We start from the raw sequence: 24,652 nt of genomic DNA, 5'->3' as shown, positions 1-24,652 counted from the left end.
AGGGGCAAAGAGCGTGCCGCTCCGCGTCAGCGGACCGCGGCGTTGTTCAGCTTGCGGGTGGAGATGATCTGGTCGACGAGGCCGTACTGCAGCGCCTCCTCGGCCGTGAGGATCTTGTCGCGCTCGATGTCCTCGCGGATCTTCTCGATCGGCTGGTTCGAGTGCTTGGCCAGCATGTCCTCCAGCTGCTCACGCATCCGGGTGAACTCGTTGGCGATGATCTCGAGGTCGGAGAGCTGACCGCGGCCGGTGGAGCCCGCCGGCTGGTGGATCAGCACGCGGGAGTTCGGCAGCGCCATGCGCTTGCCGGGCGTACCGGCGGCGAGCAGGATGGCCGCGGCGGAGGCCGCCTGGCCCATGCAGACCGTCTGGATGTCGGGCTTCACGAACTGCATCGTGTCGTAGATCGCCGTCAGGGCGGTCATGTCGCCACCGGGGCTGTTGATGTAGATCGAGATGTCCCGGTCCGGGTCCATCGACTCCAGGCACAGCAGCTGCGCCATGACGTCGTTGGCGGAGGCGTCGTCGATCTGGACGCCGAGGAAGATCACGCGCTCCTCGAAGAGCTTCGCGTACGGGTCGTACTCGCGGATGCCCTGGGAGGTGCGCTCGACGAAGCGCGGGATGACGTAGCGGCTGTCGGGGCGGGGCCCTTCGTACATGCCGCTGGCGGCGCCGGGGAAGTTGCTCATGGGGTTCACCGTCCTGGTGGCGTTCGGGGGGCTGGTGTCTCGGCGGTGCGTGGCGTGGCCGGGCCGGTCAGGCACCGGTGCCGCCGCCTCCCGGAACACCCGAGGCATGCGTGATGATCTCGTCAATGAGACCGTACTCCTTGGCCTCTTCCGGGGTGAACCAGCGGTCGCGGTCGCCGTCGCGGATGATCGTCTCGACGGACTGGCCGGAGTGCAGCGCGGTCAGCTCGGACATGGTCTTCTTGGTGCGCAGCAGGTACTGGGCCTGGATCTTGATGTCCGAGACCGTACCGCCCAGGCCCGCGGAGCCCTGGTGCATCATGATGTCCGTGTGCGGCAGGGCGAAGCGCTTGCCGGCGGTGCCGCCGGTGAGCAGGAACTGGCCCATCGAGGCCGCCATGCCCATACCGATCGTGACGACGTCGTTCGGGATGTACTGCATGGTGTCGTAGATCGCCATGCCGGCCGTCACCGAGCCGCCGGGGCTGTTGATGTAGAGGAAGATGTCCTTGTCCGGATCGGCGGCGAGGAGCAGCAGCTGCGCGGTGATCTTGTTGGCGATGTCGTCGTCAACCTGCTGGCCGAGGAAGATGATCCGCTCGCCGAGCAGCCGGTTGTAGACCTGGTCGCCGAGGCCACCACCGATGGAAGGCTCGCCGGCGGCGGAGGGCATCAGATTCGTCACGTATCCACCTGCTCGTCTTACGACGGCGCCGGGCCGTCTCATTGTTCTGCCTTTCATGGACCCTAACGCGAGGGTCCCTTCGGGGAATCCCGGGAATGCGGGTGTTCGCCGGGGGCGTAGCGCGTGGGGCTCCGCCGGATGCAGGGCGCGGTTTGCGGGGGCTGGTGCACCTGGTCGTCGGGCTGCGGGTGCGTGGGGGGCGTGCGCGCAGTTCCCCGCGCCCCTTGAGGTTGGTCAGCCGCCCGGCAACGCAAACGGGCCCCGGGGATGGTCCCCAGGGCCCGCTGTACGTGCCTTACCGGCGCCGCAGGGCTGCTCAGCCCTCGGCGTTCTCCTCGGAGGTCTCCGACGCCTCTGCGGCCTCGGTCTCCTCCTCCTCGTCGTCCAGGTCGACGATCTCGCCGTTGGTGTCCTTCACCGTGGCGGCCTCGACCACGACGGCCAGGGCCTTGCCGCGGGCGACCTCGCCGACCAGGAGCGGCACCTGGCCGCCCTCGACGACGGCCTGGGCGAACTGGTCGGGGGACATGCCGGAGGAGGCCGCACGCCGCATGAGGTGCTCGGTGAGCTCCTCCTGGTTGACGTTGAGGTTCTCCTTCTTGACCAGCTCGTCGAGGACGAACTGGGTCTTGATGCCCTTGACCGCGGCCTCGCGGGTCTCGGTGTCGAACTCCTCGGCGGTCTTGCCCTGGATCTCCAGGTACTTGTCGAGGGTGAGGCCCATCTGGCCGAGCTGGTGGTGCTCCAGGTTGTGCTTGCGGGTGTTGATCTCGTCCTCGAGCAGCTTCTCGGGGACCGGGACCTCGACCAGCTCGAGGAGCTTCTCCAGGACGCGCTCCTGGGCCTGGGTGGCCTGGTCGAACTGCTTCATGTTCGCGAGGCGCTTGCGGCTGTCGGCCTTGAGCTCGTCCAGGGTGTCGAACTCGGAGGCGAGCTGCGCGAACTCGTCGTCCAGCTCGGGCAGTTCACGGGCGGCGACCTGGGTGACCTTGACGGTGACCTCGGCCTCCTTGCCCGCGGCGGAGCCGCCCTTCAGCTCGGAGGTGAAGGTGGCCTCCTCGCCGGCGGACAGGCCCTTGACGGCGTCGTCGATGCCGTCGAGGAGCTCACCGGAGCCGATGGTGTAGGAGACGCCGTTGGCGATGCCGTCCTCCAGCACCTCGCCGTCGACCTTGGCCTCCAGGTCGATGGTGACGACGTCGCCGTCCTCGGCGGCGCGCTCGACCGGGGAGGTGGAGGCGAAGCGCTCGCGCAGCTGCTCGACCGACTTCTCGACGTCCTCGTCGGTGACCTCGACGGCGTCGACCTCGACCTCGATACCGGAGTAGTCCGGGATCTCCAGGGCCGGGCGGACGTCGACCTCGGCGGTGAAGTTCAGCGTCTCGCCGTCCTTCAGCTCGGTGATGTCGACCTCGGGCTGGCCCAGCGGGCTCAGCTCGGCCTCGTTGACCGCCTCGGTGTAGAACTTCGGCAGCGCGTCGTTGACGGCCTCCTCCAGCACCGCACCGCGGCCGAACCGCTGGTCGATGACGCGGGCCGGGATCTTGCCCTTGCGGAAGCCCTTCACCGTGACCTGCTGGTTGATCTTCTTGTACGCCGCGTCGAGGCTGTCCTTGAGCTCCTCGAAGGGCACCTCGACAGTGAGCCGAACCCGGGTCGGGTTCAGGGTCTCCACGGCGCTCTTCACGGTTCGGTCTCCTTGTGGCTGACTTCTTGGGTTCTGCCGGAGCCAGACTGGTCCGGCGGATTTCGCCGCCCGGAGGAGTTCGTAGGCCGAGTGGGCCGGGACACACGGGCGCGCAGCTTGCATAGTAACCGCAGCCGGTCAGCGCCCCAAAAGGCGATCATCACGTGCCGTCGAGCCGGTGGTCGGGGTGGCGGGATTTGAACCCACGGCCTTCCGCTCCCAAAGCGGACGCGCTACCAAGCTGCGCCACACCCCGTCTGGTGCGACACGTAGGGTACATGCCCCGGACGATCGCGTCGGCCGCATTACCGGAGACGGCACGCGCGAGGGCTCCGGAACCAACTCGTTGGCCTCGGCGGCGGGCGACCCGCTACGATGCCTCCAGTGCCGCGGTCACCGACCTGCGGCGCAGTGTTGCGGGCGTAGCTCAATGGTAGAGCCCTAGTCTTCCAAACTAGCTACGCGGGTTCGATTCCCGTCGCCCGCTCTTCACGCCGAAGGCCCAGGTGAGAGGGTGTTTTCCTCTCCCTGGGCCTTCGGCCGTCCGGGGATCCGCCCAGCACTCCGTGTCGATGTATCGATGCGTCGATGTATCGATCGTTCGGCCTGAATCCTGGCGTTCGACCTAGAGCCTGGGCTGATTGAACATGTTGCCGTTCGAGCAGCTGTTGGCGTGGACGGGGACGTAGTCGGTCAGGATGGGCAGCACCGACACCCCTGCGCCTTCCAGTCCGCAGACGGATGCCGGCGCGAAGGTCCAGTTGGGGGTCGACTCGTTGTCCGCATGGGCGGGAGCGGCCATGGCCATGGCTGCCAAGGCCAGCGTGGCAGTCGTGATGATCTTTCGCATGCTCGCTCCAACGACCATGAGAATCACCGGACACGGGTCACCATGGGCGTGTCCCCCAGGTGCCCGAATCCGGTCAGGGGCTCTGGAGGGTGTTCACGTCCACGCTGTAGACCGAGCGCAGGCCGTAGGGGACGTAGAGGGCGTCTCCATGGAGGACCGGTTGCGCGCCGGTGTCTCCGGTGAAGGGTTCGAGGCCGGTGCCGCGGCCGGGCACGCTGTGCACCTCCTTGCCGCTGCGGCGGTCCAGGGCGGCGAGGCGGCCGCCCGGGGAGGCGATGAGGACGTAGTCGCCGGCGACCAGGGGCGAGCCGGGGCGTTCGATGGAGGAGTGGGCGTCCCACAGGGTGCGGCCGGTGGCCGGGGCGACGGCGCGGATCTCGCCGCTGTCGAGGACGAAGTAGAGGGTGCCGCCGGCCAGGGTGGGCGTGGCGGCCCAGGGCACGGCGCGGTCCAGCGGTACGACGCGGCGCGAGCGGTCGGCGAGGTCCAGCAGGGTGATGCGACGGTAGGGAGGAATCGTGGTCGCCTCCGGCCCCACGGGGGAGTCCGGGGAGGTGACAAGGACCAGGCGGCCGCCGGTCTGGCCGGCCAAGGTGAAGGGGCCGTCCACCCGGGTGGCCCAGCGGGCCGTGCCGTGGGCGGGGTCGAGCCGGGCGACCGTGGTGTACGTGCTGTCGTCGTCGACGCACACGAGATAGCCGTTGCCGGCCACGCTGCGGACCTGGCAGTTGCCGTACTCGGGCATGGTGCGTGTCCAGCGGGGGGTCCCGTGGGCGGGGTCCAGCAGGGAGTAGGTTCTGCCGCTCTCGCCGTAGGTGACGATCGGGCCGTCGGACGTGATGGCCACCGTGCCGTCCACGGTGGTGGGCTTCTCCTCGCCGACGGGCTTGTTCCAGCGGACCTTCCCGGTGCGGGCGTCGACGGCCTGGAAGACGAAGCGGCTGTTCTCGGCCGAGCGGGGCTTGCTGTCGGCGACGGTGTAGACGTCGTGTCCGTGCGTGCCGATCACCCCGCTGTCGGGGTAGCTGCCGCCCCCGTTGTTCCGGTCGGGGTGGTCGGCCTCCGGGAGGCTCCACGCGATCTTGCCGGTGGCCAGCGAGAAGCGAACGGCCTTGAGGCCGTCTCCGGCGCAGACCAGCCCGCCGTCGAGCGCGGCACAGGAGGTGAACGACCCACCGGCGGTGGTTGCCCTGTCGGTCTCCTGGGCCTGCCAGGCGTGCCACCCGGCGGGCAGGTCGCCGCGCGAGCCGTCCGCGCCCCCGGTCAGCCGCAGCGCGGCCGCGGAGGCCGTCGCCGCGAGCACCAGTGCGCCCGCCGCCGATGCCAGCCAGAGCCTGCGGCGCCGCACACGCGGCCGTACGGGCTCGGTGTGCGGCTGTGCGGGCTGCAGGCGCGGTTCGGGCAGGCGGCCCTCGCGGAGCAGGTGGAGGAGCTCGTCGGAGGTCGGCCGGGACTTGGGGTGCTTTTCCAGGCAGAGCCGGATGAAAGGGAGCAGATCGTCGGGCAGTCCGTCGAGGTCCGGCTCGCCCTCGACGACCTTCGTGGCCGTCTCCCAGTAGCCGGCGCTGTCGAAGAGCCCGCGCCCGGTGGCCGCGTACCCGAGGACCGCGCCCAGGGAGAAGACGTCGGTGGCGGGACCGACCTCGTGCGGCGAGGTGAACTGCTCGGGGGACATGAAGGGCGGGGTGCCCATCACCCGGCCCGTCTGGGTGAGGGCGTCGGCGGCGGTGGACTCGGCGGCGCGCGAGACGCCGAAGTCGATGACGCGCGGGCCGTCCGCGGCGAGCATGACGTTGGCCGGTTTCAGGTCCCGGTGGACGACTCCGGCACGGTGGATGTCACGCAGTGCCTCGGCGAGGCCGGCGGCGAGTTCGCGCAGCCGGTGCGGCGGGAGCGGGCCGTGGCGCCGGACATGGGTGCCGAGGTCCTCGCCGGGGATGTAGAGCGTGGCCATCCAGGGGCGCGGGGCGTCGGCGTCCGCGTCCACCACGGGGGCCGTGAAGGCGCCGCTGACCTGACGCGCGGCGGCCACCTCGCGGCTGAACCGGATGCGGAACTCGTCGTCGTCGGCGTACTGGCCGTGGACGACCTTGACCGCGAGCCGGCGGCCGGAGGCGGACCGGGCGAGATACACCACGCCCATGCCGCCGCTGCCCAGGCGGTCCTCGATCCGGTAGCCGCCGATCTCCGCCGGATCCGTCTCGCGCAGCGCCATACTCCTGAGGTCCCCCGTTGCTTCAGTTGTTCAGCACGTTCTGCTCCGGTCGCCCCGCACCGGTCAGAACTTGATCGAGCTGATGGAGTCCGCTATCGAGTTCAGGAAGCGGTCGATGGACGGGGCCATGCCGGTCGAGGCGAGGAAGAAGCCGAAGAGGATCGCGACGATCGCGGGTCCTGCCTTGATGTTCCCCCCTCGCAGCAGCACTACAAGGATGATCGCCAACAGCAGCACCACAGACAGTGAAATGGCCACAACTGATCACACCCTCGGTCGGTCCGCTCTCCCGGCCCGGAGGTACGGTCCGCGCACCCCCGCCAGAACCATCGTGCCACCAACCCGGCCGGGCTATGCGGCCCATGACGCAACGTGGGGCGCGGGCTCGGCACGAGGGGTGCGCCGGACAGTAATTCGAGGAGGCCTCCGCGGACGACTGCTCGGGATATTGCGCGACTTCGTTTCGCTGCGCACACACCATCTGCGCAGGTAATTCGAATTGACCGCACAGGCGTGACATATGCACCAATTGGTTTGGATTAATCGGACAACAGGGACGAACGGGCGGCCTACTGTGTGCCCATCATCACGCAGGTGCGGACGTCGAGTTCGGTAAATCGGGGGTATACGAAGCCGCTAACCAGGAATGCCTGCGGGAGTTTTACGAAATCCCACACACGACGCTAGGGTGCCTCAGATGTTTGACGCCGCCTCGCTCCCCGGCCAGAACCGCAGGCCGCTCCCCCCGGCACAGCCGCCGGCGGACGGAGCAGCCGGTCCGCACACCCCGATGGGTACGCAGGAGCGGCAGCCCCCGGTGGACAGACCGGGCAAACAGCGCGACGCGTTCTTCGACAACGTCAAGTACCTGGCGATCGTCCTGGTGGCGGTGGGCCACTCCTGGGCTCCGGTGAAGAGCGACAGCCGGATCCTCGAAGGCCTGTACGACGTGGTGTACACCTTCCACATGCCGGCGTTCATCATCATCTCCGGCTACTTCTCCCGCAGTTTCGATCTGCGGCCGGACCGCCTGAAGCGTCTGATCACCGGTGTCGCCGTGCCGTACGTCCTGTTCCAGGCGGCCTACTCGCTGTTCCGGCGCTACGTCGGCCATGTCACCGACCAGCCGTTCAACCTCTTCTCCCCCTGGTACCTGACCTGGTTCCTGTGCGCGCTGTTCGTCTGGCGCCTGCTCAGCCCCCTGTGGAAGCTGGTGCGCTGGCCGGTGCCGGTCGCGCTGGGGGTCGCCATGCTCGGCTCGGTCTCCGCGGGCACGGAAAGCGGTCTCGACCTCGGTCGTGTCCTGCAGTTCCTGCCCTGTTTCGTGCTGGGCCTCAGCCTGAAGCCCGAGCACTTCACCGCGCTGCGCCGCAGGTGGGTGCGGATCGCGTCGGTACCGGTGGTGGCAGCGGCACTGGCCGTCGGCTGGTGGAGCGCACCGCGCATGGACGTCGGCTGGTTCTACCGGGAGAGCGCCGCGCAGGACCTGGGTGCACCCTGGTGGGCCGGGCCGCTCATGACGCTGGCACTGTTCGGCTGCTCCCTGCTGCTGACCGCGTGCTTCTTCGCCTGGGTGCCGCGCCGCAGGATGTGGTTCACCGCTCTCGGAGCGGGCACGCTGTACGGCTATCTACTCCACGGCTTCGTGGTGAAGGGCTGTCTCTACGCGGGCGGTTTCGACTTCGCCCAGCGGTACGGCGTGCTCGGCTCGGCCGCGGTCACCGTCCTCGCGGCCGCCGCCGTCACGCTGCTGTGCACCCGGCCGGTGCAGCGGGTGTTCCGCTTCGCGATGGAGCCGAGGCTGGAGTGGGCGTTCGAGCAGGACGCGGCCGAACTGGCCCGCGAGCGCTAGAAGAAGGAACGCGAGAAGGTCAGCGTCTAGTACCCGGCTCCTCCGGACCGAGCAGTGCGCGCATTCGTGCGTACTTCTCGGTCAGGCGTTTCCGGGTCGGCTCGTCCAGGGCCGCGAGCCGCTCCGGGTCGGCGTTGTGCGCCAGGTCGGCCTGCTTCACCAGCCGGGCGCCCTCCGTGGCGAGGATCCGCCGTGCGTACGCCTGCGGCCCCTCCCCCGGCCGCTTGGTGAGGGCGTCCACGATGGCCTTGGTCCGCGCGCTCAGCGCCGCCTGTGCGAGCCACTCCCGGGACAGCGCGTCGTCCTCTACGGAGTCGTGCAGCCAGGCCGCCGCGATCTGCTCGGCGTCCCCGCCCCGCGCCCGCACCCCCGCGGCGACGGCGGCGAGATGCTCGGCATACGGCCGCCCCGCCTTGTCGGTCTGTCCTGCATGGGCGGCACGGGCGAGAGCCTCGACCTCGGCGAGCGTGAGCTGTGTCATCGGCCCAGTGTCTCGCGAAGCCGCCCGTGACCGCGCCGTGGACGAGTCGTGGACGAGCGGTGGGACGTACGGCCCCTGCCCGGGCAGTCCCTCCCGGCGGAGCAGGCGCACGGCCTCAGCGGGCGGGTCCCGACGCCTGGCGGCAGATCAGGAGGAGGGCCCTGTCGTCGTTGACGTCCTTCGCGACCGCCTCGATGAGGTGCCAGGCGGCGCCGTGGAAGCCGCCGGCGACATAGCGGTCGGCCTCGCCGGTGAGGCGGTCGATGCCCTCGACGATGTCGCGGTCGGAGGTCTCCACCAGACCGTCCGTGAACAGCATCAGGACGTCGCCGGGGCGCAGGGAGCCCTTCACCGGGTCGAACTGCGCGCCGTCGTACACGCCGAGCAGCGGGCCCTCGGCGGCCTTCTCCTCCCAGCGTCCGCTGCCCGCGCTCAGCTGCAGGCCCGGGGGGTGGCCGGCGGAGTACAGCTCGTAGTCGCCGGAGTCCAGGTCCAGGACCAGGTGGATGGAGGTGGCGAAGCCCTCGTCCCAGTCCTGGCGCAGGAGGTAGCCGTTGGCGGCGGGGAGGAAGGCGTGCGGGGGCAGGGAACCGAGGAGGCCGCCGAAGGCGCCGGAGAGCAGCAGGGCGCGCGATCCCGCGTCCATGCCCTTGCCGGACACGTCCGTGAGGACGACCTCCAGGGTCCGGCCGCCGTTGGTACGGGCCGCGACGACGAAGTCGCCGGAGAAGGACTGGCCGCCGGCCGGGCGCAGCGCCATCTCGTGGTGCCAGCCCTGCGGCAGCTTGGGCAGCTTGCTCTGCACCCGGATCCGCTCGCGCAGGTCGAACAGCATGGTGCCGCCGCGCCGCCAGGGCACGCCGACCCGGCTGCGGAACTGGGCCGTGAGCAGGCCGAAGAAACCGCAGGCCGCCACGACCAGGACGACGCCCGGGGTGACCCGGGAGGGGCCCTCGGTGTAGGGGCCGAGCCGTACCGACTCCACGATCAGCGCGGTGGCCCCGGCCGCGTACAGGCCGAGCAGGCTCGCCGGGCGCAGCAGCAGACCGCCCGCGACGATCGGCAGCACCAGCGTGGCCGGGGAGCACCACACCGAGTCGGCCAGCGTCATGGCCATGAGGACCGGGATGGCGAGCAGCAGTCCGGCGAACGCGATCCAGTCGGAACCGTCGCCGCGGAAGTAGTCCACGGCGCTTCTGCGCAGGCCGACGCGGACCCGGTGCCACTGCATCTTCCACCGGGCCGTGAACGTCTCGGCCTTCGCGCGCCGCCCTCGTCCTGCTGCCATTAGTCCGGGACCCTATCCATCGGACCGGCTGCTTGGCACGGGAGGTCCCACTTGTCCCTCGTGCGAGGCCCAACTTCATGGTTCGCCGGGTCGTTCGTCCCGCAGTGAACGGCACGCGGGGCCATCGCGCCGCCGGCCGGGAGAAATTCACTGGCTCGTCCCGCAATGCCCTGATAGGCATGGCTCATGGGGACTGACCGCGGGACCGAGCCGAAGACACTGCGCCCTGAGGAGTTCGACCGGTGGTGGGACCACCTGGTCCGTGCGTTCGGGGGCGGGCCCGCCTCACCCGAAGAGCGCGAACTGGACAAATCCGTCACCGAGTTCGACCGCTCCCTGGCCGTCTGGGACGCGGACGCGATCGTCGGTACGTCCGGGGCCTTCAGCTTCCGGATGACCGTGCCGGGCGGAGCGGTGGTGCCCACGGCCGGCGTGACCATGGTCAGCGTGGCGGCGACGCACCGGCGGCGCGGGATCCTGACGGCGATGATGCGGCGGCTGCTGGACGACGCGCACGCCAAGGGCGAGCCACTGGCGGCCCTGTTCGCCTCCGAGCCCGCCATCTACGGCCGCTTCGGCTTCGGCACGGCGACCTTCCAGATCAACGCCGAGATCGACACCGGCCGGGTCGGCCTGACCCTGCCCGCGGGCACCGACGAGGTGCGGGTGCGCTACGCCCCGCCCGCCGCGGTCCTGGCGGAGTGCGAGGCGGTGTACGCGGCGCTGGTGCCCCGCCGCCCCGGCATGCTGGCCCGGCAGCCCGGCTGGGAGCAGGTCGGCCTGCTCGACCCGGAGAGCGACCGGAACGGGGCGTCGGCCCTGCAGTGCGTGGTCGCCGAACGGGACGGGGAGGTCACCGGGTACGCCCGCTTCCGCACCAAGACGGGCTGGGGGCCGAGCGGGCACGACGGGACGGTGACCCTTGAGGACCTGGCCGCCCTCGATCCGGCGACCGGGGCCGCGCTGTGGCGTTTCCTGTTCGGCATCGACCTGATGACGACACTGCAGGTGCGGGGGCGGCCGGTCGACGAGGCCTGGCAGCACCTGGTCTCCGACATCCGCCGCTGCCGGCCACGGCTGCGGGACGCCGGACACCTCCGTCTCGTGGACGTGGGCACGTCCCTGCCGGCGCGTACGTATCTGGCGCCCGTGGACGTCGTACTGGACGTCGAGGACACCTTCTGCCCCTGGAACGCGGGGCGCTGGCGGCTCACCGGGGACGCCAAGGGGGCGTCCTGCGAGCGCACCTCCGATGCGGCCGAGCTGGCGCTGTCCGTACGGGAGTTGGGCGCGGCCTATCTCGGCGGGGTCTCCCTGTTGTCGCTGGCGGGCGCCGGACGGGTGCGGGAGCTGCGGCCGGGGGCGCTGGCACAGGCGTCGGTGGCGTTCGGATCAGCGGTGGCCCCGTGGCTGCCGCACGGCTTCTAGGGCCTGTGGCAGACCCCGCGGCTGCGACAGGATCCGGCGGACAGGTCCTGGGTCCCCGGTCTCATCGTTTCTGACAGGCGGGACACCAGAAGAGGTTGCGGGCGGCGAGGTCGGCGGTGCGGACACCGGTGCCGCAGATGTGGCAGGGCAGGGTGGCGCGGCGGTAGACGTACACCTCGCCGCCGTGGTCGTCCACGCGCGGCGGCCGGCCCATGGCCTGCGGGGTGTGCTCGGGCCGTACGGTGTCGATCCGGTTGTTCCGCACGCCCTCGCGCATCAGCGCGACGAGGTCGCACCAGAGGGCGTCCCACTCGGCCGGTGTGATGTCCCTGCCTGCCCGGTACGGGTCGATGCCGTGCCGGAAGAGGACCTCGGCGCGGTAGACGTTGCCGACGCCGGCGACGATCTTCTGGTCCATGAGCAGCGCGGCGATCGTCGTACGGCTGCGGGAGATCCTCCGGTACGCCGCGGTGGGGTCGGCGTCCCCACGGAGCGGGTCGGGCCCGAGACGGGCGTGTATCGCGCGCTTCTCCTCGTCCGTGATCAGCGCGCAGGTGGTGGGGCCGCGGAGGTCGACGTACGACGTGTCGTGCGCGAGCCGGAGCCGGACGGTGTCGGTCGGCGGGGGCGCGGGGGCGTCCCCGAAGCCGACCTTGCCGAACAGGCCGAGGTGGATGTGGACCCAGTCGGTGTCCCGGAAGCGCAGGAAGAGGTGCTTGCCGTGGGCTTCGGTGGCCGTCAGCTCGGCGCGGTCCAGGAGGGCGGCGGCGTCGGAGAACTTGCCCTGGGGGCTGGTGACGCGGGGGGCCGTGCCGCGGAAGCGGGCGGCGTAGTCCTGGGCCAGCCGATGGATGGTGTGCCCTTCCGGCACGGCGGGGGTGTCCTTTCGGGTCCTCTTCGCCCGCCCGCCCACCCGGCTCGGTCGACCGAGGGACGAACGAGCGGGCCGGGCGGGGCGGACCAGCCGGCGGAGGCTACTGCTCGGGGTGGTGGGCGGGGATCGGCGGGAGGTCGCCGGTCGTCTCGTACGCCGACAGCATGTCGATCCGGCGGATGTGCCGCTCGTCACCGGAGAAGGGGGTGTTCAGGAACACCTCGACGAACTTCGTCGCCTCCTCGGTGCTGTGCATACGCGCCCCCACGGCGACCACGTTGGCGTTGTTGTGCTGCCGTCCCAGCGCCGCCGTCTCCTCGCTCCAGGCCAGCGCGGCCCGCACGCCCTTCACCTTGTTCGCCGCGATCTGCTCCCCGTTGCCGGAGCCGCCGATCACGATGCCGAGGGCGTCGGGGTCCGCACCCGCCTTCTCCGCGGCGCGCAGACAGAAGGGCGGGTAGTCGTCCTGGGCGTCGTAGATGTGCGGCCCGCAGTCGACGGGCTCATGACCCGCCGCCTTGAGCCAGTCGACGAGGTGGTTCTTGAGTTCGTAGCCCGCATGGTCGGAGCCGAGATACACGCGCATGCAATGAGTGTGACACGCCTCTTTGGGGGCAGCAGCCTCGGGTGGCGGCGCCACAAAATGTGTCAAAAATGTGAGCCGGGCCATAGAACCTCAAGGGAACCTCAAGTAACGATACGGATTCAGAGGTTCCCGAATTCGTTCGCCTCGGATTCACTGGACCGACTCGTACACCGCTCATACGAGCTGCTCCTCCTGGCGCAAAGGAAATCCGTCCATGACCCCTGGTTCGGGCCTCCAAGCAGGACTCAAGAACCGCCATCTGTCGATGATCGCGATCGGTGGTGTGATCGGAGCCGGCCTCTTCGTCGGTTCCAGCTCCGGCATCGCCACCGCGGGACCCGGCATCCTCCTGTCGTACGCCCTCGTCGGCACCCTCGTCGTCCTCGTCATGCGAATGCTCGGCGAGATGTCGGCCGCCAACCCCACCTCCGGCTCCTTCTCCGCGCACGCCGACCGTGCCCTCGGCCGCTGGGCCGGCTTCTCCATCGGCTGGCTGTACTGGTTCTTCTGGGTCGTCGTGCTGGCCGTCGAGGCCACCGCCGGCGCCGGGATCCTCCACGGCTGGGTCCCGAACGTGCCGCAGTGGGCCTGGGCGCTCATCGTGATGATCGTGCTGACCGCGACCAACCTGGTCTCCGTCGGCTCCTACGGCGAGTTCGAGTTCTGGTTCGCCGGCATCAAGGTCGTGGCGATCGGCGCGTTCATCGTCATCGGTCTGCTGGCCGTGTTCGGCGTCCTGCCGGGCGCACACGCCGACAAGGCGTCCTTCGGCAACCTGACGAACCACGGCGGCTTCCTGCCGCACGGCCCCGGCGCCATCCTCACCGGTGTGCTGCTCGTCGTCTTCTCCTTCATGGGCAGCGAGATCGCGACCCTGGCGGCCGGCGAGTCGGAGGACCCGCAGCGCGCGGTCACCAAGTCCACCAACAGCATCATCTGGCGCATCGGCGTCTTCTACCTGGGCTCGATCCTGGTCGTCGTCTCGCTGCTGCCGTGGAACGACCCGTCCATCAAGAAGGACGGCTCCTACGTCGCCGCGCTGGACTCGCTCGGCATCGCCCACGCCGGCGAGATCATGAACGTCATCGTGCTGACCTCGGTGCTGTCCTGTCTCAACTCGGGCCTCTACACCGCCTCCCGCATGGCGTTCTCGCTGGGCCAGCGCGGTGACGCCCCGAAGGCGTTCGCCCGCACCACCTCCCGCGGTGTGCCGATGACGGCGATTCTCGCCTCGGTCGTCTTCGGTTTCGTGGCGGTGTTCTTCAACTACGCCTACCCGAAGACCGTGTTCCTCTTCCTGGTCAACTCCAGTGGCGCGGTCGCGCTGTTCGTGTGGCTGGTCATCTGCTTCTCGCAGCTGCGGATGCGGAAGATCATCCAGCGGGAGGCGCCGGAGAAGCTCATCGTGAAGATGTGGCTCTACCCGTACCTGACCTGGGTCACGGCCGCCTTCATCGTCGGCGTCCTCGGCTACATGCTGACCGACACCGAGGGCGAGAGCAGCGGCCGTACGACCGTGCTGCTGTCGGTGGGTGTGGCGGCGGTCGTGGTGCTGATCGCCGTGGTGAAGCAGAAGGTCCAGGCGAACCGCCCGGTCCCGGCCGCCGAGGCCCCGGCCGACAAGGTCTCCGTCGGCTGATCCGCCCTCCGGCTGAACATGGCCGCATAACCTGACGGCACTTGTCAGGTTATGCGGCCATGCTGCATGCCGTGACCTACGTGGACGAGCACCTGGACCTGACCCTCCTGCGCCCCGGCGACGCCGGTTACGACGACGAACTCGCCGGTTTCCAGCTCGGTTTCGCCCAGCGGCCCGCCGTGATCGTGCCCGCCCGCTCGGCGGCCGACGTGGTGGCCGCCGTACGGTACGCGGCGGCCCAGGGGCTGCCCGTCGGGGTGCAGGCGACCGGGCACGGGCTGCCCGGCGGTTACGACGACGGAATGCTCGTCACCACGCGGCGGATGAACGGGACCGGCGTGGATCCCGGGGCCCGTACCGTCCGGGTGCAGGCCGGGGTGCGCTGGGGACAGGTGGTCGCGGCCGCCGAGCCGTACGGGCTGGCGCCGCTGAACGGTTCGGCGCCGAGCGTGGGCGCGGTGTCGTACACCCTGGGCGGCGGACTGGGCATCCTCGCCCGTGAGTTCGGGTACGCGGCCGACCATGTGCGGTGGCTGGAGGTCGTCACCGCCGACGGTGAGCTGCGCCGGGTCGGCCCGGAGTCCGATCCCGAGCTGTACTGGGCGCTGCTCGGTGCCGGGCAGAATCTGGGGATCGTCACCGAGCTGGAGATCGGGCTCGTGCCGGTGCGCACCCTGTACGGCGGCTCGCTCGCCTTCGACGGAGGCGTGGTGGACCCGGCGGCGGTGCTGCGGGCCTACGAGGCCTGGACACGGACCGTGCCGGACGGGCTGACCTCGTCCTTCGCCGCCGTACCGTACCCGGACCTGCCCGCGTTGCCCCCGCATCTGCGCGGCACGTACGTCGTCTCGATCCGGGTCGCCTGGACCGGCACCGACGGTGAGCGGACCGTGGCCCCGCTCCGGGAGATCGGCCCGCTGCTGTCGGACTCGCTGCGCGCGATGCCGTACGCCGAGAGCCACACCATCCACAGCGACCCCGACTTCCCGCACGCCTACTACGGGGACAGCGCGGTACTGCGGGACCTGGACGTCGAGCGGGCCGGTGACCTGCTGAGGGCGACCGGGCCGGGGGCGGGCCCGATGTGCGTGGTGCAGATCAACCACCTGGGCGGCGCGCTCGCCCGGCCGGCGCCGAACGCGGTGCCGTACCGCGAGGGGCGGTTCCTGGTGCGGTTGCTGACGGCCGGGGAGCGTGAGCAGGCGCGGGCCGTGCTGGACCCGGCGTTCGCGCTGCTGGCCGAGGACACCCTCGGCCGCTCACTCAACTTCGCCTTCGGGGCCGGGGACAGGAACACCGGGCTGTACGGCCCCGAAACGCGCAAGAGGCTCGCCCGGGTCAAGCAGACCCATGACCCGGCGAACCTCTTCCGCAGGAACTACGGCGTCCAGTGTCGGGGCACTAGCGCTTGTTCGCGAACTTCCAGGCGGTGGGCAGCGCGCCCATCGCCAGGGCGGCCTTGAGGGCGTCGCCGATCAGGAACGGGGTGAGGCCGAGCGCGACGGCCTGGGAGAGGGGCAGGTGGCCGGCGAGGGCCAGGTAGGGCACGCCGACGGCGTAGATGATCGCCTCGCCGAGGATCATCGTGACCGCCATGCGCAGCGGCGAGCGGTCGGCGCCGCGCCGGGCCAGGGCGCCGACGGCCGCCGAGGCGAGCAGCATGCCGAGGAGGTAGCCGAAGGAGAGCGAGGCCGCACCGGAGGTGCCGCCCGCGAACCACGGCACACCCGCGACACCGGCGAGCACGTACAGGGCGAGGGACAGGAAGCCGCGGCGGGCGCCGAGCGCGGTGCCGACGAGCAGCGCGGCGAAGGTCTGCCCGGTCACCGGCACCGGGGACCCGGGCACCGGGAGGGCGACCTGGGCCGCGAGCCCGGTGAGCACGGCGCCGCCGACGACGAGGGCCGCGTCGCGGACGCGGGATGCGGGGAGCAGGTCGGCGAGGACTGCGCCGGGGCGAGCGGTGGCGGTGGCGGTGCTCATGGGGACTCCGCGGATGACGGGAACATGCTCGGACACGGTGACGCTATCCCAGCCGCCTCGGGTCGATCACCGTCAGCGCTCGACAAATGGCGGAACGAGAGCTTGGTGGGCTCCGCACAAAGAGTGCGGGTTACACCGATCAGGGCGTGACACTGGTCACTGAGGCAGGGGCGTGTCGCTCACTCGGGGGCGCACCGTGAGAACTGTGGAGTCCCACCAAAGGAATCCTGCCAAAGGAATCCGGGTCGTCTGGCCGGATCCAGCTTCCTGCCCTACTCTTCCAGCCATGGTTGCCCAGGCCCGGTACTTCACCTCGCGTCGCTATGTCGACCTGCGACGCCAGGGCACGGCCACCTGTCGCCGCCCGGGGTAGGGGCGGGCTTCGCGGCGCGCCTCGCCTTTCCGAGACGTGTCGGCCCCGCTTCCGAGGACGGTCCTCCATGCCCCGTACCGCGGTATCCACCCTTGTCTCCCCCGTTCCGCGTGCCGCCGACAGCGACCGGCGGCGCACCAGCGCCAGCGTCGTGCTGCGGTCCGTGCTGGAGCACGGGCCGGTGGCGCGCAGCACCATCGCCCGGCTGACCGGGCTGTCGCCCGCGTCGGTGACCGAGCACTGTGCCCGGCTCAGCGGACTCGGCCTGATCCGGGAGTCCGCCGCGCCCCGCCGCTCGAACGGGGTGGGCCGGCCGCACGTGCCCGTCGATCTGGACGACACGGGGTTCCTCGTCGGCGGGGTGCATGTGGCCGTGCCGTACACGACCGTCGCACTGCTGGACCTGCGCGGCCGGGTGGTGGCCCGGCGGGAGCTGAAGCACGAGCGGACCGATGCGGGGTGGGTGCTGGCCCGGGCCGCCGAGGAGCTTTGCGAGCTGCTCACCGGGGTGCCGGGCCGGCGGCCGCTGGGGGTCGGGGTGGCGGTCGGCGGCTGGGTGGACCGGGAGAAGGGCAGCGTGGTCGAGCACGAGCTGCTGGGCTGGCGCGAGGTGCCGGTACGGGAACTGCTCGGCGCCCGCACCGGACTGCCGGTTCATGTGGACGGGCATGCGCGGGCGTTGGTGAACGGGGAGCGGCTGTTCGGGCGGGCCCGGGGCAGCCGGAGCGTGCTGCACCTGTTCGTGGGCAATGTGGTCGACGCGGCCTTCGCCACCAACGACGAGGTGCACCACGGGCCGCGTTCGGCGGCCGGGGCGATCGCGCATCTGCCGGTGCCGGGCGGCACCGAGCCGTGCGCGTGCGGCCGTAGCGGCTGCCTGCAAGGGGAGCTGAGCGAGCGGACGTTGTGCCGGCGGGCCCGGGCGGCCGGGGTGATCGACTCGGCGAACCCGATGCATGTGGTGGCCGCGGCGGCGGCCGGGGACACGGTGGCCCGGCGGCTGCTGGTGGAGCGGGCGCGGGCCACCGGGCGGGCGGCCGGGCTGCTGCTGGACGTGCTCAATCCGGAGACGGTCGTGGTGACCGAGGTGGGCACGATCCACTTCGAGGACTGCCTTGCCGCGCTGCGGGAAGCGGCCGGAAAGAGCCGTGCGGCGGCCGTGATACCGACGAGTTTCCCGGCGGCCGTACTCGCCGTGGCAGGCGGATCCGTGGTTTTGGACGTCCTCTACCGGGACCCGTTGGGCACGTCGCCCGAATCGAATTAATTCAGAAACTCGGAATGTTGACAGGGGCTGAACATGGCCGGGAACATCCTGTTCATGAGCTGTCGCACCTTCTGTTGCTGACGCGCCGACGCGCCTCGGAGCGCGTGTCTCCCTGCGTGAATTCCCCTCTTCCCGCCCGGAATTCCGCATGTCTTCCTGCTTTCCTCGCATGCAGAAATCACGGAGTCCTCCCATGCACCGTCGTGTCTTTCTCACCTCCCTGCTGGGCGCGTCCGCCGCCGTCGGCCTCAGCGGCTGCGCCAAGGGCGACGCCTCCGCCGACACCAGCGGCGCCGCGACCAGGCCGCTCGCCGACAAGGTCCCGGCCGGCACCAGCCTGAAGATCGCCTCCTACCAAGGTGTGCAGCAGCTGCAGTTCAAGCTGGCGAAGCTGCCCCAGCTGCCGTTCGCGGTGTCGGACTGGCTGAACATCGGCGCCGGTCCGGATGTCATCAACGCCTTCCGCGCCACGTCGCTGGACCTCGCGAACAACGCGGGCATCCCGCCGATCCAGGCGCACTACCAGGGCTTCGACGCGAAGATCGTGGCGATCGACATCACCCGCAAACCCAACTATCTCTTCGCCACCAGGCCCGGCAGCGACATCCGCGCGGTCGGTGACTTCAAGGGCAGGCGGCTCGCGTTCTCGCAGGGGCAGGCGCAGGGTGTCGTCCTGCTGCGGGCGCTGAAGCAGGCGGGCCTGTCGTACGACGAGGTGAAGCTCGTCCCGCTGACCAGCAACCAGTTCCTGACCGCGCTGCAGTCCGGGCAGGTCGACGTGGCCCCGCTCCCCAACAGCCAGGTGCCCGCGTATCTGAAGCAGTACGAGGCCAAGGGCGCCCGCACCGTCTCCACCGACGTGGTCGACCTGCTGAACCTGCTGTGGGCCCCGCAGTCGGTGCTGAACGACCCCGCGAAGGCCGCCGCGATCGCCGCGTACATCTCGCAGTGGGCCAAGGGCCAGGTGTGGCAGTACGAGCACCCGGACGTGTGGAACGAGGAGTTCTACGTCAAGACGCAGAACCTGACCCTCCAGCAGGCACAGGGCATCACCAGGCTCGCCAACAAGCCTCTCTTCCCGCCCAGTTGGGACGAGGCGATCAAGTGGGAGCAGGAGACGGCCGATCTGCTCGCCGAGGGCGGCTTCGTGAAGAAGTTCGACGTCTCCTCGCTCTTCGACCACCGCTTCGAGCCGATCGCCGCCAAGGCCGTACCCGAGGAGTACCGGAAATGAGCGCCGTGACCACGACGACGACCGCCGTCGCGGCGGCGGAGGCCGGGGAGCTGCCCCAGGTCCGCCGGCGCCGCCGCCTGTCCCCCGGCCGCCGGCTGCCCGCCGCCCGGCTGATCGGCCCTCTCGCCGTCCTCGCCCTGTGGGCCGCCGCCTCCGCCGCCGGAGCGCTCGACACCGGTGCGATACCGGCGCCCTGGACGGTGCTGAGGACCGCCGGCCACCTGTGGACCGACGGCACGCTGTCCACGGACGTCCTGACCTCGCTGACCCGGGCCGGATACGGCTTCGCGATCGGTCTCACCGCCGGCGTGCTGCTCGCGCTCGCCTCCGGGCTCAGCCGGACCGGGGAGGCGCTGATCGACGGGACCGTGCAGCTCAACCGGGCGATCCCGCCCCTCGGTCTGATCCCGCTGTTCATCCTCTGGCTGGGCATCGGCGAAACGTTCAAGATCGCCATCATCGCGATCGTCGTCTACATCCCGATCTACCTGAACACGCACGCCGCGCTCTCCGGTATCGACGGCCGCTACGTCGAGCTCGCGGAGGTGCAGGGCCTGTCGCGGCTCGCCTTCGTCCGCAAGGTCGTCGTCCCCGGCGCACTGCCCGGATTCTTCGTGGGGCTCCGGCTCGGCGTGACCGGCTCCTGGCTGGGGCTGGTGGTGCTGGAGCAGATCAACGCCACCAACGGGCTCGGCTACCTGATGTTCCAGGCGCAGAACTACGGCCAGTCCGACGTCATCCTGGTCGGCTTGCTGATCTACGGCGTCTTCGGCCTGGTCTCCGACAGCGTGGTCCGTCTGATCGAACGGAGGGTGCTGTCGTGGCGCCGCACACTGAGCAACTGACCCGGCCGGCCGTCCGGCTCCGCGGCCTGACCAGGTCCTTCGAGGGCCGTACGGTCCTCGACGGCATCGACCTCGACCTGCCCGCGGGCCAGTTCACGGCCCTGCTCGGGCACAGCGGCTCGGGCAAGTCCACCCTGCTGCGGGCGGTCGCGGGCCTGGACCACGGGGTGACGGGCAGCGGGCGGCTCGCCGCGCCGGAGCGGGTCTCGGTGGTCTTCCAGGACTCCCGGCTGCTGCCCTGGCACCGGGTCCTGGACAACGTCGTCCTCGGCCTGGACGGCAAGGACGCCGCGGAACGCGGCCGTGCCGCCCTCGCGGAGGTCGGTCTCAAGGGCCGCGAGCGGGCCTGGCCGGGCGAGCTGTCCGGCGGCGAGGCCCAGCGGGCCGCGCTCGCCCGCTCCCTGGTCCGCGAACCGGAACTCCTGCTGGCGGACGAGCCGTTCGGTGCGCTGGACGCGCTGACCCGGATCAGGATGCACAACCTGCTGCGCGCCCTGTGGCAGCGCCACCGCCCGTCCGTGCTCCTGGTCACCCACGACGTCGACGAGGCGATCGCGCTCGCCGACCGCGTCCTCGTCCTCGACCGGGGACGGATCGGCCTCGACCTGGCCGTCGACCGCACAGCGCACGCACACGGCGAGTACCGGACACGACTGCTGACCGCACTGGGCGTCACGGAGGACCACCGGTGACACGGAGAAAGCTGCACCTGAACGCGTTCCTGATGAACACCGGGCACCACGAGGCCTCGTGGCGGCTTCCGGAGAGCGACCCGTACGCGCACGTCGATCTGCAGCACCATGTGCGGCTCGCGCGGATCGCCGAGCGCGGCACCTTCGACTCGCTGTTCCTCGCCGACGGCCCCCAGCTGTGGAGCAACCTCGCCCAGCGCCCGGCCGGTGCCCTGGAACCGCTCACCCTGCTGACCGCGCTGGCGACGGCCACGGAGCACATCGGCCTGATCGCCACCGCCTCCACGTCCTACAACTCCCCCTACAACCTGGCCCGCAGGTTCGCCTCGCTGGACATCATCAGCGGCGGCCGGGCCGGGTGGAACATCGTCACCACGGCGGGAGCGGAGGCCGCCCGGAACTTCGGGCTCGCCGCGGAGCCCGCGCACGCCGAGCGGTACGCCCGTGCCGCCGAGTTCCTCGACGTGGCGCGGAAGCTGTGGGACAGCTGGGAGGACGACACGGTCGTCGCCGACAAGGCAGCCGGTGTCTGGGGCGACGACAGCAAGATTCACCCGGCCCGGCACCAGGGCACGTACTTCGGTGTCGCCGGCGCCCTCAACGTCCCCCGTAGCCCCCAGGGCCACCCGCTCCTGGTGCAGGCGGGGTCGAGCGAGGACGGCAGGGCCTTCGCCGCCCGGTACGCGGAGGCGGTCTTCACCGCCCAGCAGACCCTCACCGACGCCCAGGCCTTCTACGCCGACCTCAAGTCCCGCGCCGAGCGGGCCGGACGCGACCCCGAGCACATCAAGGTGCTGCCCGGGATCGTGCCCGTCCTCGGGTCGACGGAGGCGGAGGCACGGGCGGCCGAGCAGCTGCTGGAGGACCACATCGTGTACGAGCACGGGGTGGTCCGGCTGGAGAGCCTGCTGCAACTCCCCCAGGGCACACTGGAGTTGGATGCCCAGCTGCCCGCCGACCTGCCGCCCGAGTCCGCCGTCGAGGGCGCCAAGAGCCGCTACACACTCGTCGTGGAGCTGGCCCGGCGCGAGCGGCTCACCGTCCGCCGGCTGATCGCACGGCTCGGCGGCGGGCGCGGCCACCTCACCTTCGCCGGGACGCCCGAGCAGGTCGCCGACGAGATCGAGACCTGGTTCACCCGGGGCGCGGCAGACGGCTTCAACATCATGCCGGCCGTGCTGCCCTCCGGCCTGGAGGCGTTCGTCGAGCACGTCGTACCGGTGCTGCGCGCCCGCGGTCTGTTCCGCGACGCGTACGGCCCCCGCCAGACCCTCCGGGAGCGCTACGGCCTCCCCCGCCCCGCCAACCAGTACCTGACCCCGGCCTTCACCTAGAGAGGACCCGCACATGTCCATCGAGATCACCAAGGTCACCGCCCGCATCGGCGCCCGCGTCTCCGGCGTCGACATCACCCGCCCGCTCGCCCCGAAGGAGGTCGCCGCGATCCGCGAGGCCCTGAACGTCCACAAGGCGCTCGTCTTCGACGCGGGTGCCGCCGGAGATTTCGACGACGCCGGCCAGCAGGCCTTCGCCCGCCACTTCGGCGATCTGACCACCGCCCATCCGACGGTCGGCGCGGTGGACGGCGCCCCGAACGTGCTGCCCGTGGACAGCGAGCGGGGCCGCGCCAACCACTGGCACACCGACGTCACCTTCGTCCTCAACCCGCCGCAGGCCAGCACCCTGCGCTCGATCACGGTCCCGCCGTACGGCGGCGAGACACTGATCGCGAACGCGGCGGCCGCCTACCGGGACCTGCCCGAGCCGCTGCGCCGCCTCGCCGACACCCTGTGGGCCGAGCACACCAACGACTACGACTACGCCGTACCGGACGAGGAGATCGACGAGGAGAAGGCGGCCCAGCGGGCCCAGTTCACGTCCATCACGTACCGCACCGCCCATCCGGTCGTCCGGGTGCATCCGCTGACCGGGGAGCGGGGGCTGTTCATCGGCGGGTTCGCGCAGCGGATCGTGGGCCTGTCGGCCGGCGAGTCCCGCAAGATCCTGGACCTCCTGCAGGGGTACGTCACCCGCCCGGAGAACATCCTGCGCCACCGCTGGGCGGAGAACGAGCTCGTCCTCTTCGACAACCGGATCACCCAGCACTACGCCGTGGACAACTACGACGGACAGCCGCGGCGCCTGCACCGGGTGACCGTCGCCGGTGACGTCCCGGCCGGCATCGACGGCAAGGAGAGCTACTCGATCGAGGGTGACGCCTCGCACTACACGCCGGTGGCCGCGTGACCGCTCGGTGACTCTGCGTACAGCGGATGTCCGGATACTGGACGGCCCCTTCGCCTGAGCGGACGGGCCGCCCAGACTGGCGGGGTTTTACCCGCCCATTGCCCGGGGGAGAGCCGCGCCCAATGCCCAGCAGCAGCACGACCACCGAGACGCCGCCGCAGCAACAGTCCGGCGGCTCCCTCTCCCACGGCCTCAAGCAGCGCCATCTGTCGATGATCGCCCTCGGCGGGGTGATCGGCGCGGGTCTGTTCGTCGGCTCCGGCGCGGGCATCGCCGCCGCCGGCCCGTCGATCGTCGTCGCCTACACGATCTCCGGCCTCCTGGTGATGCTGGTGATGCGGATGCTCGGCGAGATGTCCGCCGCGTATCCGTCGTCCGGTTCCTTCTCGGCGCATGCCGAGCGGGCGATCGGCCCCTGGGCGGGCTTCGCCGCCGGCTGGTCGTTCTGGGTGCTGCTGTGCACGGCCGTCGGCCTGGAGGGCATGGGCGCCGCACACATCGTGTCCGGCTGGCTGCCCGGCACCCCCGAGTGGCTCTGGGTCGCACTGTTCATGGTCGTCTTCTGCGGCACGAACCTGGCGGCCGTGAAGAACTTCGGCGAGTTCGAGTTCTGGTTCGCCGCACTGAAGGTCGGCGCGATCTCCCTCTTCCTGGTCCTCGGCGTGCTGGCGATCACCGGCGTGCTGCCCGGCACGGACGCCCCCGGCACCGCGCACCTGACCCACTTCCTCCCGCACGGCGGAAACGGCCTGATCATCGGCCTGCTCGCGTCCGTCTTCGCCTACGGCGGCCTGGAGACGGTCACCATCGCGGCGGCCGAGTCGGAGAACCCGGTCAAGGGCGTGGCCCTGGCCGTCCGTACGGCGATGTGGCGCATCGCCCTCTTCTACATCGGCTCCATGGCGGTGGTGGTCACCCTGGTCCCGTGGGACTCCGAGGACGTCGTGGCGAAGGGCCCCTACGTCGCCACGCTGGACCACCTCGGCATCCCCGGCGCCGGCCAGCTGATGAACGTGGTCGTCCTGGTGGCCCTGCTCTCCGCCATGAACGCCAACATCTACGGCTCCTCGCGCATCGCCTACTCGCTGGTCGAGCGCGGCCAGGGCCCGAAGGTGCTGGCGAAGCTCTCCGGCGGGGTTCCCCGGATCGCCGTCCTGACCTCCTGTGTGCTGGGATTCGTCTGCGTGCTGCTCAGCTACTGGCGGCCGGACGACGTCTTCAAGTGGCTGCTGAACATGATCGGTGCGGTCATCCTGGTCGTCTGGATGTTCATCGCGGTCTCCCAGCTGCTGCTGCGCCGCCGTATCGAGCGCGAGGCTCCCGGGAAGCTGGTCGTGCGCATGTGGGCGTTCCCGTGGCTGACCTGGGTCGCGCTGGCCGGCATGGTCACGATCTTCGCCCTGATGGCCCGCGAGCCGGACACCCGGATCCAGCTGTACTCCACCGGCGCGATGACCCTGTTCCTGGCCGCGGCCGGCTACGCCTGGCAGCGGGCGCGCGCCCGGCGCTGACACCGCCGGAGACCGGCGAGGCCCCCACGTGCGACACGTGGGGGCCTTTCTGTCGGGGCCGCTCTACTGCCCGGCCACTCTTGTTGCTGGCGTGCACTTGCAAGATGGTTGCAATAAGGTGGACGTCCTGCCTCGTGATCGTCTTCTCACCCTTCACGGCGGCAGACGGAGAAACGGAAAGCCCCCGTGAGGACGTGACTCACGGGGGCTTTCCCAGTCGGTG

The 24,652-nt window shown here is 70.6% G+C and carries 22 protein-coding genes and 2 tRNA genes; 12 read left to right on the top strand and 12 right to left on the bottom strand.

Annotated elements, in window-relative coordinates; genetic code table 11:
• Positions 1-26 precede the first annotated feature (26 nt).
• The 4 genes from ACZ41I_RS01085 to ACZ41I_RS01070 form a co-directional block, all read right to left on the bottom strand.
• Positions 27-692 carry an ATP-dependent Clp protease proteolytic subunit gene (locus tag ACZ41I_RS01085; RefSeq protein WP_228625090.1) on the bottom strand — a complete coding sequence of 222 codons (666 nt, stop codon included), beginning with the start codon at positions 690-692 and terminating at the stop codon, positions 27-29.
• Positions 693-759: 67 nt separating this feature from the next.
• The gene (locus tag ACZ41I_RS01080) at positions 760-1,365 is read right to left on the bottom strand and encodes an ATP-dependent Clp protease proteolytic subunit (protein ID WP_363214881.1); all 606 of its coding nucleotides are present in this window, start codon (positions 1,363-1,365) and stop codon (positions 760-762) included.
• A gap of 328 nt (positions 1,366-1,693) precedes the next feature.
• Positions 1,694-3,064, bottom strand: coding sequence for a trigger factor (gene tig / locus ACZ41I_RS01075; protein WP_399769035.1), 1,371 nt, complete (start codon positions 3,062-3,064; stop codon positions 1,694-1,696).
• A 179-nt stretch (positions 3,065-3,243) separates the two neighbouring features.
• A tRNA-Pro gene (locus tag ACZ41I_RS01070) sits at positions 3,244-3,320 on the bottom strand.
• A gap of 160 nt (positions 3,321-3,480) precedes the next feature.
• Between ACZ41I_RS01070 and ACZ41I_RS01065 the strand changes: the two genes are divergently transcribed.
• Positions 3,481-3,551: transfer RNA gene (locus tag ACZ41I_RS01065), tRNA-Gly, on the top strand.
• 138 nt (positions 3,552-3,689) lie between these two features.
• Here the strand turns inward: ACZ41I_RS01065 and ACZ41I_RS01060 are convergent.
• The 3 genes from ACZ41I_RS01060 to ACZ41I_RS01050 form a co-directional block, all read right to left on the bottom strand.
• A complete protein-coding gene (locus ACZ41I_RS01060) occupies positions 3,690-3,914 on the bottom strand; it encodes a hypothetical protein (RefSeq protein ID WP_363214843.1) in 225 nt (74 codons plus the stop codon).
• Between the two features lie 73 nt (positions 3,915-3,987).
• Entirely contained in the window at positions 3,988-6,129 is a 2,142-nt protein-coding gene (locus tag ACZ41I_RS01055) for a protein kinase domain-containing protein (protein WP_468319599.1), read from the bottom strand.
• 63 nt (positions 6,130-6,192) lie between these two features.
• A complete protein-coding gene (locus ACZ41I_RS01050) occupies positions 6,193-6,387 on the bottom strand; it encodes a hypothetical protein (protein ID WP_363214845.1) in 195 nt (64 codons plus the stop codon).
• A gap of 439 nt (positions 6,388-6,826) precedes the next feature.
• Here ACZ41I_RS01050 and ACZ41I_RS01045 point away from each other — a divergent pair, with 439 nt between their 5' ends.
• Complete coding sequence (locus ACZ41I_RS01045) at positions 6,827-7,981, top strand: acyltransferase family protein (RefSeq protein ID WP_468512875.1); 1,155 nt, start codon at positions 6,827-6,829, stop codon at positions 7,979-7,981.
• Between the two features lie 19 nt (positions 7,982-8,000).
• Here the strand turns inward: ACZ41I_RS01045 and ACZ41I_RS01040 are convergent, their stop codons facing one another.
• Positions 8,001-8,462, bottom strand: coding sequence for an HD domain-containing protein (locus ACZ41I_RS01040; protein WP_399769028.1), 462 nt, complete (start codon positions 8,460-8,462; stop codon positions 8,001-8,003).
• 115 nt (positions 8,463-8,577) lie between these two features.
• Positions 8,578-9,750 (bottom strand): PP2C family protein-serine/threonine phosphatase, encoded by a 1,173-nt coding sequence (locus tag ACZ41I_RS01035; RefSeq protein ID WP_363214847.1) that lies wholly within the window; start codon positions 9,748-9,750, stop codon positions 8,578-8,580.
• 186 nt (positions 9,751-9,936) lie between these two features.
• On the opposite strand from ACZ41I_RS01035, the gene ACZ41I_RS01030 reads away from it, so the two are divergent.
• Entirely contained in the window at positions 9,937-11,178 is a 1,242-nt protein-coding gene (locus ACZ41I_RS01030) for a GNAT family N-acetyltransferase (RefSeq protein WP_399769024.1), read from the top strand.
• 61 nt (positions 11,179-11,239) lie between these two features.
• Here the strand turns inward: ACZ41I_RS01030 and ACZ41I_RS01025 are convergent, their stop codons facing one another.
• Positions 11,240-12,049: an Fpg/Nei family DNA glycosylase gene (locus ACZ41I_RS01025; RefSeq protein ID WP_399769022.1), complete on the bottom strand. Its 810-nt coding sequence runs from the start codon at positions 12,047-12,049 to the stop codon at positions 11,240-11,242.
• A 103-nt stretch (positions 12,050-12,152) separates the two neighbouring features.
• Positions 12,153-12,638 (bottom strand): ribose-5-phosphate isomerase, encoded by a 486-nt coding sequence (locus ACZ41I_RS01020; protein WP_399769020.1) that lies wholly within the window; start codon positions 12,636-12,638, stop codon positions 12,153-12,155.
• 214 nt (positions 12,639-12,852) lie between these two features.
• Between ACZ41I_RS01020 and ACZ41I_RS01015 the strand changes: the two genes are divergently transcribed.
• A complete protein-coding gene (locus tag ACZ41I_RS01015; protein WP_399769018.1) occupies positions 12,853-14,277 on the top strand; it encodes an amino acid permease in 1,425 nt (474 codons plus the stop codon).
• An 80-nt stretch (positions 14,278-14,357) separates the two neighbouring features.
• Complete coding sequence (locus ACZ41I_RS01010) at positions 14,358-15,740, top strand: FAD-binding oxidoreductase (protein ID WP_468513070.1); 1,383 nt, start codon at positions 14,358-14,360, stop codon at positions 15,738-15,740.
• Here ACZ41I_RS01010 and ACZ41I_RS01005 read toward each other — a convergent pair.
• Positions 15,679-16,260: a biotin transporter BioY gene (locus tag ACZ41I_RS01005; RefSeq protein ID WP_363214852.1), complete on the bottom strand. Its 582-nt coding sequence runs from the start codon at positions 16,258-16,260 to the stop codon at positions 15,679-15,681. The two genes, ACZ41I_RS01010 and ACZ41I_RS01005, sit on opposite strands and share 62 nt — an antisense overlap.
• 440 nt (positions 16,261-16,700) lie before the next feature.
• Between ACZ41I_RS01005 and ACZ41I_RS01000 the strand changes: the two genes are divergently transcribed.
• The 7 genes from ACZ41I_RS01000 (at position 16,701) to ACZ41I_RS00970 (ending at position 24,429) form a co-directional block, all read left to right on the top strand.
• The gene (locus ACZ41I_RS01000) at positions 16,701-17,900 is read left to right on the top strand and encodes an ROK family protein (RefSeq protein WP_468319608.1); all 1,200 of its coding nucleotides are present in this window, start codon (positions 16,701-16,703) and stop codon (positions 17,898-17,900) included.
• Positions 17,901-18,069: 169 nt separating this feature from the next.
• Positions 18,070-19,134 (top strand): ABC transporter substrate-binding protein, encoded by a 1,065-nt coding sequence (locus ACZ41I_RS00995; RefSeq protein WP_468512874.1) that lies wholly within the window; start codon positions 18,070-18,072, stop codon positions 19,132-19,134.
• The gene (locus tag ACZ41I_RS00990; protein WP_399769008.1) at positions 19,131-19,979 is read left to right on the top strand and encodes an ABC transporter permease; all 849 of its coding nucleotides are present in this window, start codon (positions 19,131-19,133) and stop codon (positions 19,977-19,979) included. Before ACZ41I_RS00995 ends, ACZ41I_RS00990 begins: the two co-directional genes overlap by 4 nt.
• On the top strand, positions 19,955-20,671 hold the full coding sequence (locus ACZ41I_RS00985; RefSeq protein WP_468512873.1) for an ABC transporter ATP-binding protein: 717 nt from the start codon (positions 19,955-19,957) through the stop codon (positions 20,669-20,671). The genes ACZ41I_RS00990 and ACZ41I_RS00985 overlap by 25 nt, the downstream gene beginning before the upstream one ends.
• Complete coding sequence (locus tag ACZ41I_RS00980; protein ID WP_399769004.1) at positions 20,668-22,005, top strand: LLM class flavin-dependent oxidoreductase; 1,338 nt, start codon at positions 20,668-20,670, stop codon at positions 22,003-22,005. Before ACZ41I_RS00985 ends, ACZ41I_RS00980 begins: the two co-directional genes overlap by 4 nt.
• A gap of 13 nt (positions 22,006-22,018) precedes the next feature.
• The gene (locus ACZ41I_RS00975; protein WP_363214858.1) at positions 22,019-22,918 is read left to right on the top strand and encodes a TauD/TfdA dioxygenase family protein; all 900 of its coding nucleotides are present in this window, start codon (positions 22,019-22,021) and stop codon (positions 22,916-22,918) included.
• A 122-nt stretch (positions 22,919-23,040) separates the two neighbouring features.
• The gene (locus tag ACZ41I_RS00970; RefSeq protein WP_363214859.1) at positions 23,041-24,429 is read left to right on the top strand and encodes an amino acid permease; all 1,389 of its coding nucleotides are present in this window, start codon (positions 23,041-23,043) and stop codon (positions 24,427-24,429) included.
• Positions 24,430-24,652: the final 223 nt, after the last annotated feature.

The organism is Streptomyces sp. NPDC030799 (assembly GCF_055572255.1).
The sequence above is the reverse complement of the archived record's forward strand: the minus strand, read 5'-3'. Positions and strand labels throughout refer to the sequence as shown.

Excerpts from the sequence above, each read along its gene's own strand:
- ACZ41I_RS01040 (WP_399769028.1), bottom strand. The coding sequence starts at position 8,462 with ATGACACAGCTCACGCTCGCCGAGGTCGAGGCTCTCGCCCGTGCCGCC.
- ACZ41I_RS00990 (WP_399769008.1), top strand. The coding sequence starts at position 19,131 with ATGAGCGCCGTGACCACGACGACGACCGCCGTCGCGGCGGCGGAGGCC.
- ACZ41I_RS01035 (WP_363214847.1), bottom strand. The coding sequence starts at position 9,750 with ATGGCAGCAGGACGAGGGCGGCGCGCGAAGGCCGAGACGTTCACGGCC.
- ACZ41I_RS00995 (WP_468512874.1), top strand. The coding sequence starts at position 18,070 with ATGCAGAAATCACGGAGTCCTCCCATGCACCGTCGTGTCTTTCTCACC.
- ACZ41I_RS01055 (WP_468319599.1), bottom strand. The coding sequence starts at position 6,129 with ATGGCGCTGCGCGAGACGGATCCGGCGGAGATCGGCGGCTACCGGATC.
- ACZ41I_RS01005 (WP_363214852.1), bottom strand. The coding sequence starts at position 16,260 with ATGAGCACCGCCACCGCCACCGCTCGCCCCGGCGCAGTCCTCGCCGAC.
- ACZ41I_RS01060 (WP_363214843.1), bottom strand. The coding sequence starts at position 3,914 with ATGCGAAAGATCATCACGACTGCCACGCTGGCCTTGGCAGCCATGGCC.
- ACZ41I_RS01045 (WP_468512875.1), top strand. The coding sequence starts at position 6,827 with ATGTTTGACGCCGCCTCGCTCCCCGGCCAGAACCGCAGGCCGCTCCCC.
- ACZ41I_RS01030 (WP_399769024.1), top strand. The coding sequence starts at position 9,937 with ATGGGGACTGACCGCGGGACCGAGCCGAAGACACTGCGCCCTGAGGAG.
- ACZ41I_RS01080 (WP_363214881.1), bottom strand. The coding sequence starts at position 1,365 with ATGCCCTCCGCCGCCGGCGAGCCTTCCATCGGTGGTGGCCTCGGCGAC.
- ACZ41I_RS00970 (WP_363214859.1), top strand. The coding sequence starts at position 23,041 with ATGCCCAGCAGCAGCACGACCACCGAGACGCCGCCGCAGCAACAGTCC.
- ACZ41I_RS00975 (WP_363214858.1), top strand. The coding sequence starts at position 22,019 with ATGTCCATCGAGATCACCAAGGTCACCGCCCGCATCGGCGCCCGCGTC.
- ACZ41I_RS01020 (WP_399769020.1), bottom strand. The coding sequence starts at position 12,638 with ATGCGCGTGTATCTCGGCTCCGACCATGCGGGCTACGAACTCAAGAAC.
- ACZ41I_RS01085 (WP_228625090.1), bottom strand. The coding sequence starts at position 692 with ATGAGCAACTTCCCCGGCGCCGCCAGCGGCATGTACGAAGGGCCCCGC.
- ACZ41I_RS01015 (WP_399769018.1), top strand. The coding sequence starts at position 12,853 with ATGACCCCTGGTTCGGGCCTCCAAGCAGGACTCAAGAACCGCCATCTG.
- ACZ41I_RS01000 (WP_468319608.1), top strand. The coding sequence starts at position 16,701 with ATGCCCCGTACCGCGGTATCCACCCTTGTCTCCCCCGTTCCGCGTGCC.